Source organism: Vulcanococcus limneticus LL (assembly GCF_943369875.1).
GTDB classification, from domain to species: domain Bacteria; phylum Cyanobacteriota; class Cyanobacteriia; order PCC-6307; family Cyanobiaceae; genus Vulcanococcus; species Vulcanococcus limneticus_A.
On sequence record NZ_CALROT020000003.1, the window covers coordinates 226,908 to 238,025 of the forward strand.

Genomic DNA, 11,118 nt, shown 5'->3' on the forward strand with positions numbered 1-11,118 from the left:
CCGGTCAGCCGCGGCGCGGCGCCCCCCGCCGCCGGGCCAGCACCTCCTGCACCCGGCGCCAGCTGACGCCGTGGTGGGCCAGGGCCACCTGCAGGTGGAAGACGATATCGGCCGCCTCGCCGGCGATCTCCTCGGCGTTGTCGTCCTTGCAGGCCATCACGAACTCGGCGCTCTCCTCGCCGATCTTCTTGAGGATGCGGTTGTCGCCGCCCTCCAGCAGCTTGTTGGTGTAGCTGCCGGGCTCAGGCTGGTCGCGGCGCCCCTCGATCACCCGCATGAGCTCGGTGCACACGTCGGCCGGGGGTGGCGCCGCGGCCGGGCCACCGGCCGTGGGCTCGAGGCCGTCGTCGTAGAAGCAGCTGCGGGAGCCGGTGTGGCAGGCCACGTCGCCGCGCTGCTCGATCGTGAGCAGCAGCACGTCGGCGTCGCAGTCGTAGCGGAGGCCCTTGAGGGTCTGGAGGTGGCCGCTGGTGGCGCCCTTGTGCCAGAGCTCCTGGCGCGAGCGGCTCCAGTAGTGCACCTCCCCGCTCGCCAGGGTGCGGGTGATCGCCTCCCGGTTCATCCAGGCCACCATCAGCACGGCGCCGTCGAGCCAGTCCTGGGCCACCGCCGGGATCAGGCCCGCGTCGTTGAAGCGCAGCCCGGCCAGCAGCTGCTCGATGGCCGCGGCATCCCAGCCGGACGCTTGGGCGGCATCCGTGGCGCCATCCCTGGCGGGGTCCGTGGCGTGACCGGTGGCGCTGTCACCGGCGCGGGTCGTGCCGAGATCGCTGGGCTGGGGGCTGGCCGCCACGGGCAGGGAAACCGGTTGGCTCGATCTTCCCCCAGCGCCCGATCCGCCCCCGTCCGTCAGCTGACCCACCCGTTCGTTGAAGATGACAGCAGCAAGCGCGCGCCATGGCCGGGGCCTTCACCTGCAGCAAGACCTTCAGTGGCTTTCCCTGCAGCCACCGCCAGTGGCGGCATCCGGGCCACTGCCGCTTTGTGCACGGCTACAGCCGCAGCTTCACCTTCTGGTTCCGGGCCCGCGAGCTGGATGTGCACGGCTTTGTGGTGGACTTCTCGAGCCTCAAGGAGCTGGAGGCGCAGCTGACCGCCCAGTTCGACCACACCTTCCTGGTGAATGCCGACGATCCGCTGCTGGCCCAGTGGCAGGCCCTGCATGAGCAGGGCGCCCTGGACCTGCGGGTGATGGCGAATGTGGGCATGGAGGCCAGCGCCGAGCTGGTGTGGGGCTGGGCCAACGCGCTGCTGCAGGGCCGCGAGCAGGGCCGCAGCTGCTGCTGGAAGGTGGAGGCCCGCGAGAACGCCAGGAACGCGGCCTGCTTCGAGCGGCTGCCGGACTGGTTCAAGGGCTGAGTCCGCCGCGATGGTGCTCCCGGCCCTGCTGCTTGAGCTGAGCGCACCGGCGCTGAGCATTCCGGCGCGGCTGGTCACCGCCTGGGCCGTGTTTCAGGGCCTGCTGCTGGAGGCGCTGCCCTTCCTGCTGCTGGGGGTCAGCATCGCCGCCCTGGCCCGCTGGCTGGCGCCGGGCGGGCAATGGCTGCAGCGGCTGCCCCGCCATCCCCTGCTCGGCCCCCTCACCGGCGCCGCCCTGGGCTTCGCCCTGCCGGCCTGCGAGTGCGGCAACGTGCCGGTGGCCCGGCGGCTGCTGGCGGGCGGTGCCCCCCTGGGCACCGCCCTTGGCTTCCTGTTCGCCGCTCCGGTGCTGAACCCGATCGTGCTGGCCAGCACCTGGGCGGCCTTCCCGAACCAGCCCTGGCTGCTGGCCGCCCGGCCCCTGGGCGCCCTGGCGGTGGCCCTGGTGCTGGCCAGCCTGCTACGGCTGCTGCCGGAGGCGGAGCTGCTGGTGCCCGAGGTGCTGGCGGAGCGGCGGCTCAGCCAGCCCCTGAGCGCCGTGGGGCTGCTGGAGCGGCGCAGCGGGCTGGTGGGGCTGCCGGCGGCTCCGGCAGGCCTGGCGCCCCCGGCCCCGGCAGCCACTGGCGGCTCCGCCGCCAGACCCCCGCTGGCCGAGGTGCTGGAGCACGGCGGCCGCGAGTTTCTCGACCTGGCGGCCCTGCTGGTGCTGGGCTGCGCCATCGCCGCCCTGGTGCAGACCCTGCTGCCGCGCAGCTGGCTGCTGGCGGTGGGCAGGGCCCCCACCCTCTCGATCCTCAGCCTGATGGCCCTGGCGGTGGTGGTGTCGGTGTGCTCCAGCGTGGATGCCTTCCTGGCCCTGGGCTTCGCCGCCCAGGTGACCCCCGGCGCCCTGCTGGCGTTTCTGGTGCTGGGGCCGGTGGTGGATCTGAAGCTCGTGGGGCTGTTCGGGGTGCTGCTGCGGCCCCGGGCCATTGCCCTCACGGTGGCGGGCGCCAGCCTGGCGGTGCTGCTGATCGGCCAATGGGTCAACCTGCTGCGGCTGTGATGGAGACCGGCCTGCGCGCGCTTGGGCTGGCCCTCTGGGGGGCCGTGCTGCTGCAGAGCAGCCTCGCCGGACGGCTGGATCTGCTGCTGAGGGCCGACTTCCATCCGCTGGTGTGGGGGAGCGGCGTGCTGCTGCTGGGCCTGGCACTGCTGGATCTGGGGCTGACCCTCCACGGGCGCCGGGCCCGGAGCGGGCGGCCGTTGGCGGGGGAGCGCCGCCGCCAGCTGGTGTGGCTGCTGGCGGCCGGCGCCGCCCTGGCGGTGCTGGCGCTGCCCCCCAATCCCTCCTTCGCGAACCTGGCGGCCAACCGCCCCTCCGAACAGCTGGAGGAGCCGGAGCTGAACTTCGTGCTGCCCCCGGCGGAGCGCAGCCTCACCGACTGGGTGCGCCTGCTGCGCAGCCAGCCCGATCCCGCCCTGCACGACGGGGATCCCGTGCGCATCAGCGGCTTCGTGCTGCCCCAGCCCGGCGACCGTCCCCAGCTGTCGCGGCTGCTGGTGCGCTGCTGCCTGGCCGACGCCACGCCCGTGGGCCTGGCGGTGCGCTGGCCGCCGGGCCGCCAGCCCCGGGCGGACCAGTGGCTGGAACTCCAGGGCGTGATGGCCGTGGAGCGCCACGGAGACCAGCTGCGCAACGTGGTGATCCCGCGCCGGATCACCCCGATCCGCCGGCCGGCCCGGCCCCTGGAGCCATGAGCACCCGGACGGGCGCCCTGGTGCTGGCGGGGGGGGTGCTGCTGGCCCTGCTGCAGCAACAGCTGCTGCTGAGGCGGCCGCCGCGGCTGGAGTCCCTGGCGGCGGCCCCCGCCAGTTCGGGGCCGGCCGCCCTGGACCTGCGCTTCAGCCGGCCGATGCAGAACGCCAGCGTGGCCAGGGACAGCCGGCTGACGCCGCCGCTGCCGCACCAGTGGCTGGGCGACGGCACGCCGCTGCGGCTGCTGCTCGGCAGCGGTCAGACCGTGGCGGAACCGCTGCAGCTGGAGGTGGCCGGCCAGGACCGCCGCGGCCTGGCCCTGGCGCCCCAGCGCTGGCGCTGGGACCCGCGGCCGCGCCTGCTGGCGGTGGTGGCCCTGGCCGGCGGCGAGCAGGTCCAGCTGCTGGGCCACGACGGCCGCTGGAGACCGCTCTCGCCGATCTGGCCGGCGATCCCCACCCTCACGCCCCTCGGCGACGGCTCCGCCCTCGCCTTCGCCGCCACCGACGGCGCCGGCCGCCAGAGCGTCTGGCGCCTGCCGCTGCGCCAGCACAACCTCAGCGGCGCTGGGCGCGATGGGGCCGCCGCGCCGCTGCGGGAACCGGAGATCGGCCGCCTGGAGCGGCTGTCGGAGCAGCCGCTGGTGTTCGCCCACCTGAGCAGCAACCGCCGCGGCGATCTGCTGGTGCAGGCGGGGAGCCAGGTCCTGGCCGGCACCAGCACGACCCTGCGGCGCCGGGATGGCCGCCGCCTGGCCCTGCCCCAGACCAGCAGCGGGCCGATGCAGCTGCTGCCGGAGGGCAGTGGGGTGGTGGTGCCGCAGCTGGAGGGCCTGAGCCTGCAGGCCCTGCCGGGGCAGCCCCCCCGGCGGCAGCTGCTACCCGGCAGCCGCGACCTGCTCGGCTTCTGCCCCGTGGGCGGCCGGGCCCTGCTGCGGCGGCACTGGCCCGACTTCCGCCGCTCCCTGGAGCTGGTGGAGCCGGGCCAGGCGCCGCGGCAGCTGTGGCTGGGGAGCGAAGCCCTGCTCGCCGTCGCCTGTGAGCGGGGCGGCGAGCGGGTCTGGGCCCTGGTGAGTGCGGGGCTGGAACGGCCCAGGCTCGAGCTGCTGGTCCTCGATCGGCGTGGCCGGCTGGTGGCACGCCGATCGCTGGCGGGCTGGGAACTGGAGCCGGGCACGGGGCTGCAGTTCGATGCCACCCGCCGCCAGCTGCTGCTGGCCCTGCGCCGCCAGGGCGCCAACAGTCCGGGGGTGGCCGACGCCGCCCGGCCGGCCCTGATCGAGGCGGGCAGCCTCAAGCTCAGGCTGCTGGACAGGCCGGTGCGCCAGGTGCAGTGGCTCACGGCCGGCTGAGGGGCAACGGAGGCGCTGCCGGCCGCCCCTTCAGGCCCGCCGCAGGGCCGCCAGGGGCAGCAGCCCCATGCACAGCACCCCGATCAGGGGCCCCGGCGGCAGGTTGACCGCCGGCTGGATCGCCAGCAGGAAGCCTCCCGCGCTGAGGGCCAACCCCACCAGGGCGGCCCGCAGCAGGGCCTGGCGCAGGCTTGTGGCGCCGACCAGGGCCACCAGGGCCGGCGCGCCCATCAGGGCGATCACCAGCACCACCCCCACCGCCGTCATGGCACTCACCACGGTGAAGGCCGTGACCAGGGTGAGCAGCAGCCGCAGGCGCCGCACCGGCAGCCCAGCGCTGGCGGCGCCCGTGGGATCCACGCCGAGATAGACGAGCTGGCGGTAGCGCAGGGCCAGCAGCAGGCCCAGGGCCGCCAGGGCCAGGAGGGTGCGCAGCAGATCGACCGGACCGGCGGCCAGCAGGTCGCCGAACAGCACCGCCTCCAGATCCACCCGGATGTGCAGCAGGGGGATCAGCAGCACACCGAGGCCCAGGAAGCCGGCCAGCACGGTGTTGAGCACCGCCTCATCGCCACCCGGATCGGCCCGCTCCGCGCGGCTGAGCCGCTCGGCCAGCAGCGCCCCCGCCACCCCAGTCACCACGCCGCCGACACCGGGATCCAGGCGCAGGGCCACCGCCAGGGCCAGGCCCGGCAGCACGGCGTGGGAGATGAGGTTGGCCTGGAACAGCCGCCGCTGCACCAGCAGCAGGGTGCCGGTGAGCGGGCAGAGGGCCCCGATCAGCAGGGCCAGGACCAGGGGCAGACCCCACCAGACGTCACTCATCGCGGGGAAACAGGCAGCACAGGACGCAGGGGGGATGGCAGCAGGGAGAACGGCGACCGGAGCCCTCCATAGGATCGGGGCCAGCCGCCCCCATCCCCCGGCCATGCCCCTCCAGGTTGCCGCGCCCAGCGAACGGCAGCAGCAGTTGTTGGAGCAGCTGCGCCGGGCCGACCGGGAGCTCTCCGGCCAGGACCTGCACGCCCTGCTGCGCCAGGGCCCCCAGACCATGGGCCTGGCCACGGTGTACCGGCACCTGCGCCAGCTGCAGCAGCGGGGGCTGGTGCGCTGCCGCCACCTGCCCAGCGGTGAGGCCCTGTTCGCCCCCACGGACCGGGACGAACACCACCTCACCTGCGTGGACTGCGGCCTCAGCGTGGTGCTGGAGCACTGCCCGATGCATGACGTCCACCTGCACGGCCCGCAGACCGGAGGCTTCCGGCTGCTGTTCCACACCCTGGAATTCTTCGGCCTCTGCGAAGCCTGCCAGCAACGGCAGGCCCAGCCCTAGGGGCGACCGCAAGCGCAGCCGTCTCAGCCGCAGCAGTGGTTGCCGACCCGCAGCTCCCCGAGGGACTGGCGCACCTGGGCGGGGGTGCCGTCGGCGAGCAGGCAACGGTCCAGCACCAGCACCCGGTCGTAGCTGTCCAGGTCCAGACCCCAGTCGTGGCTGCTGACCAGCAGGGTGAAGCCGGCGTCGCGCAGCTGGCCCATCACCCCGAGCAGCTGGGTGCGGGAGGGCGGATCGATGGCGGCGCAGGGTTCATCCAGCAGCAGCACCCGGGCGGACTGCACCAGGGTGCGGGCCAGCAGGGCGCGCTGCTGCTGACCGCCGGAGAGCTGATCGAGGCGGCGGCCGGCCAGATCGGCGATGCCGACCCGCTGCAGCGCCGCCTCCACATCGCAGCAGCCGGGGCGAGTGGCGGAGAGTCGGCCGAGGGACACCAGCTCCCGCACCGTGATCGGGAAGTGCCAGGCGATCTCGCTCCGCTGGGGCATCAGGGCCAGCCCTTGCCGTGCCAGGGCAGGGCTGAGGGGGTGGCCGTCGAGCCGGATCGAACCGGCGACGGGGGTGAGCTGCCCCTCAATGGCCTGCAGCAGGGTGCTCTTGCCGGCGCCATTGGGACCGACCAGCGCCGTGAGACTGCCGGGCTCCAGCCGGAACCCCACGTTCTCCAGGGCCAGGCCGGTGCCGCGACGCACACAGAGATCGCGAACTTCAAGCGCCAGGAGACCAGCAGAAGCAGCCGAACCAAACCTAGTCGGACCACAGGCATGAGAACCGTTATCATTCGCCCAGTCCCCGTGCCTGCCGTGCCCGCGCTCCGCCCTGCCCTGGCTGCCGGCCTGGCTCCGCCCCTTCTCGGCCTCGCCCTGGGGCTCTCGGCCTGCGGCCCCAGCCCGCGGGAGCCAACGGGGGGCAGCACGGCTCCCATGGTGGTGGCCGCCGACGGGGTGCTCTGCGACCTCACCACCCGGCTGGCGGGCCCCGACCTGCGCGTGCGCTGCCTGCTGGCCCCCGGCGACGACCCCCACCAGTTCCGGCTCACCCCAGCCCAGAAGCGGGACCTGGCCGGCGCCGCCCTGGTGCTGATCAACGGCTACGGCCTCACCCCCTCCGTCGCCGGCCTGCCGGGGGCCGTCCCCGTCGCCGAACTGGCGGTGCCGGAGAGCCCGCAGCTGCCGGGGGCTGCCCAGCCCCTGCCGCCCACCGCCGGGGGCCATGACCATGACCACCACGACCATGGCAGCCAGGATCCCCACGTCTGGCACGACCCGCGCCAGGCCAGCGCCATGGTCCGTCTTGTCAGCGAGCGGCTGGCCCAGCTCGCACCCACGGCCGCACCGGCGATCCGGCGCCGCGCCAGCACGATGACCACCCTGCTCGCGGCCCTGGACCAGTGGAACCGCCGCCAGCTGGCCACCATCCCCCGCGACGCCAACGGCCAGGCACCACCGCTGGCCAGCGGCCATCGGGCCTTCACCAGCCTCGCCCGGCGCTACGGGCTGCGGGAACTGGCCATCGTGGATGGCAGCAGCAGCAGCAACAGCCTGCGGCCCCAGGCCTTCGAAGCCGTGGTCCGTCAGCTGAAGCAGGAGCGGGTGCCGATCCTGTTTGCCGAACAGCAGCCTGCCCCCCGCAACCTGGAGCGCATCAGCAGCCTGAGCGGCGTGCCCCTGGCTGCCCAGCCCCTCCTGGCCGATGGCCTGGCCGCAGGCAGCGACGGCGACGGCAACCTGCTGCTCACCCTGACGGGGAACACCTGCGCGATCGCCGAGGGCCTCGGGGGCCAGTGCGACCGGAAGGGCCAACGCCAGCTGATCCGCCAGTGGGAGGCCATCCGGTGATGCCTGAAGCGATCCGCCGCCACCGCCGGGGTTCCGGCCCTGATGTGCTGCAGCTTCTGGAGCCCAACGGCTCGGGCACCGGTCCTGTCGACGGCAGAACCCGCGGATGTGAGCAAAGGCACGGCCGAGCGCCTCAGGCCTCCGCCCATCCGCCGCAACACGACCTACGGTCTGGCCACCCTCCGGAGGCCCGCAGCAATCCGGACATCCCGATCGCTCTGAGGAGCATGAAACTCTTCAAGAATCTGCTGCTGGTACCTGCCTCCCTGGGCCTGATGGCTCCGGTGGCCGCGTCCGCCGCTGATCTCAACATCGCCGGCGTCAACCCGTACGCCAGCTCCAACGAGCAGGTGACCTCGATCACCCAGTTCTCGGACGTGCAGCCCACCGACTGGGCCTACCAGGCGCTGAGCAACCTGATCGAGCGCTACGGCTGCGTGGCCGGCTACCCCAACGGCACCGTCAAGGGCCAGCAGGCGATGACCCGCTACGAGGCGGCCGCCCTGCTGAACGCCTGCCTCGACCGGATCACCGAGGTGACCGACGAGCTGAAGCGCCTGATGAAGGAGTTTGAGAAGGAACTCGCCGTGCTGAAGGGCCGCATGGATGACCTGGAGGCCAAGGTGGGTGAGCTGGAGGCCACCCGGTTCTCCACCACCACCAAGCTCAGCGGCCAGGCCACGTTCGTGGTGGGGGCCAACGGCTTCGGCGGCTCCGCCTCGGATCTGGTGACGGGCAGCCGGCGCGACTTCGGCGCCGCCACGTTCAATTACGACCTGCAGCTCACCTTCGACACCAGCTTCAGCGGCAAGGATCTACTGCGCACCAATCTGCGGGCGGGCAACTTCGACATCCCGAGCAACAGCTTCGGTGGCGCAGGCCCCAGCAGCCTCTCGCAGCTGGAGGTGGCCTTCCAGGAGGACTGCGGCACCGGCAGCGACTGCGGCGATGTGGTGGCCATCGATCGCCTCTTCTATCAGTTTCCCGTGGGGGATTTCACCATCACCGTTGGGGGTGTTGTGGGGCAGGACGACATGCTGGCGATCTGGCCCAGCGTCTATCCCGCGGACACGGTGCTGGACGTGCTGACCCTCGGCGGCGCACCGGCCGCCTACAACAAGAACCAGGGGTCCGGGGCCGGCGTGTGGTGGCAGAAGAACGGATTCGCCATCAGCGCCAACTACGTGGCCGCCAACGGTGACGTGGGCAACCCCGACACGGGCGGACTGGCGACAGCCGGGGCCGGCGGCACGGGAACCGTTCAGATCGGCTACACCACGGAGCAATGGGGCCTCGCCGCCATCTACTCCTACATCCAGAACGCCAACGATCTGATCACCTACGGCACCAACTTCACCCTGAACAGCTACGCCAATCCCGGCAACACCTCCGCCTTCGGCCTCAGCGGTTACTGGCAACCCTCCCAGTCGGGCTGGATCCCCTCGATCAGCGCCGGCTGGGGCCTCAACACCAGCACCTACGCCAGCCACGCCAACGACGACGTCAGCAGCGACGGCCTCAGCAGCGACGGCCTGGTGGCCACCAGCCAGTCGTGGAGCGTGGGTCTGCAATGGCAGGACGCCTTCCTCAAGGGCAACGCCCTGGGCCTGGCGGTGGGGCAGCCCACCTTCGCCACCAGCCTCCAGGGGGGAGACACCCCGAACGACGGCAACCTGGTCTGGGAGGGGTGGTACAAGTTCCAGGTGACCGACCGGATCGCCATCACCCCGGCGCTCTTCTATCTGAGCCGTCCCCTGGGAGGGGACACTCCGGCCGGCGAGAGCTTCCACCAGCTGGGTGGCCTGGTGAAGACCTCCTTCCACTTCTGAACGGGGGCCTGGGCGGTATCCCCGACCCCCACAACCCGGCCCCCCTGGGCGACCCCGGCGGGGCGCCAGACTGGGGTCCGGGATGCCGTCCCGCAGCCCCTCCGGTTCCCTCCGCACCATGACCGCCACCCCAGCCGCCAGCACCAGCCCCGCCACGGCTCCGGCCGGCGGACCTGAACCGGAGGCCCTGCGGCCTCCCCTGCCGGTGACGATCCTCACCGGCTTCCTGGGGGCCGGCAAGACGACGCTGCTGAACCACATCCTCAGCAATCAGCAGGGTGTGAAGACCGCCGTGCTGGTGAATGAATTCGGCGAGATCGGCATCGACAACGACCTGGTCATCGCCACCGGCGAGGACATGGTGGAGCTGAGCAACGGCTGCATCTGCTGCTCGATCAACGGCGAGCTGCTGGAGGCGGTGGATCGGATCCTGGATCGGCCCGACCCGGTGGATTACCTCGTGGTGGAGACCACCGGCCTGGCCGATCCGCTGCCGGTGGCGATGACCTTCCTGGGCAGCGATCTGCGTGAGCAGACCCGGCTCGACTCGATCATCACCCTGATCGACGCCGAGAACTTCAACGACACGATCCTGGAGGGCGACGTGGCCCGCGCCCAGGTGGTGTACGGCGACATCCTGCTGCTCAACAAGTGCGATCTGGTGAGCGAGGAGCGGCTGGAGCAGCTGGAACAGCACCTGCGGGAGATCAAGACCGACGCCCGCATCCTGCGCTCGGTGAAGGGCGAGGTGAGCCTGCCGCTGCTGCTGAGCGTGGGCCTGTTCGAATCGGACAAGGTGGCGCTGCAGGAGCAGCCCGCCGATGGCCATGACCACAGCGGCTGCGACCACGACCACGGCCACTGCGAGCACGAAGCCGCCGGCCATGACCACGGCAGCCATGGCCACGGCCACAGCAGCCACGACCATGGTCATGACCACAGTCATCACGACCACGGGCACGACCACGATCACAACCACGGGCACAATCACAGCCACGATCACGCCCACGCCGCCGATCAGCACGCGATCGAAGGCTTCACCTCGCTCTCCTTCAGCAGCGACGGCCCCTTCGCCCTGCGCAAGTTCCAGAACTTCCTTGACAACCAGCTGCCCGCCGGCGTGTTCCGCGCCAAGGGCATCCTCTGGTTCAACGAGAGCGACAAGCGGCACGTGTTCCACCTGGCCGGCAAGCGCTTCTCCATCGACGACACCCCCTGGACGGGCGAGCGCCGCAACCAGCTGGTGCTGATCGGCAAGAACATGGACCACGCCCAGCTGCGCAAGCAGCTGCAGGCCTGCGTGGCGAAGCACGCCGGCAAGGGCTTCGCCTGAGCCATGGGCAGCGGAGACCCGTCCCTCAACAACGGCATCACCGAACACACCCGCCCCAAAAACCCTGGCTAGGTTGGGGCGACCCGAGCCGAGCTCCATGGCCGATGTCGTGCTTTTCACCGCTGTCCTGGCGCTGTTCGGCCTGGCCTACTGGCTCACCGCCGGCTCCGATGACGACAACGGTGGCGGCGGCCTGATGCAGCCCGTGCTGGTGCCGGTGCGGGCGCGCCAGTCCCGCTGAACCCCCCGGAATCCATTCCGCGGCCTCCAGCCCCCGATCAAATCCAAGGCCGGCAGCCTCCGGCCGTGAGCAGGCGCCCCCAGGGGCGCCTTTCTT

12 protein-coding genes are annotated in these 11,118 nt (G+C 72.2%); 9 read left to right on the top strand and 3 right to left on the bottom strand.

Features of this window, described 5'->3' with window-relative positions; all coding sequences use genetic code 11:
- Positions 1-4: 4 nt before the first annotated feature.
- Positions 5-661: a bifunctional phosphoribosyl-AMP cyclohydrolase/phosphoribosyl-ATP diphosphatase HisIE gene (gene hisIE / locus ACLV7J_RS05565; RefSeq protein ID WP_411868177.1), complete on the bottom strand. Its 657-nt coding sequence runs from the start codon at positions 659-661 to the stop codon at positions 5-7.
- Positions 662-897: 236 nt separating this feature from the next.
- On the opposite strand from hisIE, the gene ACLV7J_RS05570 reads away from it, so the two are divergent.
- The 4 genes from ACLV7J_RS05570 to ACLV7J_RS05585 are packed head-to-tail and all read left to right on the top strand — an operon-like array spanning position 898 to position 4,448.
- Positions 898-1,359: a 6-carboxytetrahydropterin synthase gene (locus tag ACLV7J_RS05570; protein WP_411868124.1), complete on the top strand. Its 462-nt coding sequence runs from the start codon at positions 898-900 to the stop codon at positions 1,357-1,359.
- A gap of 10 nt (positions 1,360-1,369) precedes the next feature.
- Entirely contained in the window at positions 1,370-2,404 is a 1,035-nt protein-coding gene (locus ACLV7J_RS05575) for a permease (RefSeq protein ID WP_411868125.1), read from the top strand.
- Positions 2,404-3,099 (top strand): TIGR03943 family putative permease subunit, encoded by a 696-nt coding sequence (locus ACLV7J_RS05580; RefSeq protein WP_411868126.1) that lies wholly within the window; start codon positions 2,404-2,406, stop codon positions 3,097-3,099. Before ACLV7J_RS05575 ends, ACLV7J_RS05580 begins: the two co-directional genes overlap by 1 nt.
- A complete protein-coding gene (locus tag ACLV7J_RS05585) occupies positions 3,096-4,448 on the top strand; it encodes a hypothetical protein (protein ID WP_411868127.1) in 1,353 nt (450 codons plus the stop codon). The genes ACLV7J_RS05580 and ACLV7J_RS05585 overlap by 4 nt, the downstream gene beginning before the upstream one ends.
- Before the next feature lie 30 nt (positions 4,449-4,478).
- Here the strand turns inward: ACLV7J_RS05585 and ACLV7J_RS05590 are convergent, their stop codons facing one another.
- Entirely contained in the window at positions 4,479-5,273 is a 795-nt protein-coding gene (locus ACLV7J_RS05590; protein ID WP_411868128.1) for a metal ABC transporter permease, read from the bottom strand.
- A gap of 103 nt (positions 5,274-5,376) precedes the next feature.
- Here ACLV7J_RS05590 and ACLV7J_RS05595 point away from each other — a divergent pair, with 103 nt between their 5' ends.
- A complete protein-coding gene (locus tag ACLV7J_RS05595; protein WP_411868129.1) occupies positions 5,377-5,781 on the top strand; it encodes a Fur family transcriptional regulator in 405 nt (134 codons plus the stop codon).
- A gap of 23 nt (positions 5,782-5,804) precedes the next feature.
- Here the strand turns inward: ACLV7J_RS05595 and ACLV7J_RS05600 are convergent, their stop codons facing one another.
- Positions 5,805-6,473, bottom strand: a complete 669-nt coding sequence (locus ACLV7J_RS05600; RefSeq protein WP_411868130.1) for a metal ABC transporter ATP-binding protein — start codon at positions 6,471-6,473, stop codon at positions 5,805-5,807.
- Positions 6,474-6,584: 111 nt separating this feature from the next.
- Between ACLV7J_RS05600 and ACLV7J_RS05605 the strand changes: the two genes are divergently transcribed.
- The 4 genes from ACLV7J_RS05605 (at position 6,585) to ACLV7J_RS05620 (ending at position 11,022) form a co-directional block, all read left to right on the top strand.
- Entirely contained in the window at positions 6,585-7,619 is a 1,035-nt protein-coding gene (locus ACLV7J_RS05605) for a metal ABC transporter substrate-binding protein (protein WP_411868131.1), read from the top strand.
- A 227-nt stretch (positions 7,620-7,846) separates the two neighbouring features.
- Positions 7,847-9,448, top strand: coding sequence for an iron uptake porin (locus ACLV7J_RS05610; RefSeq protein WP_411868132.1), 1,602 nt, complete (start codon positions 7,847-7,849; stop codon positions 9,446-9,448).
- A gap of 118 nt (positions 9,449-9,566) precedes the next feature.
- Positions 9,567-10,781: a CobW family GTP-binding protein gene (locus ACLV7J_RS05615; protein ID WP_411868133.1), complete on the top strand. Its 1,215-nt coding sequence runs from the start codon at positions 9,567-9,569 to the stop codon at positions 10,779-10,781.
- A 97-nt stretch (positions 10,782-10,878) separates the two neighbouring features.
- Positions 10,879-11,022 carry a hypothetical protein gene (locus ACLV7J_RS05620; protein ID WP_255128755.1) on the top strand — a complete coding sequence of 48 codons (144 nt, stop codon included), beginning with the start codon at positions 10,879-10,881 and terminating at the stop codon, positions 11,020-11,022.
- Positions 11,023-11,118: the final 96 nt, after the last annotated feature.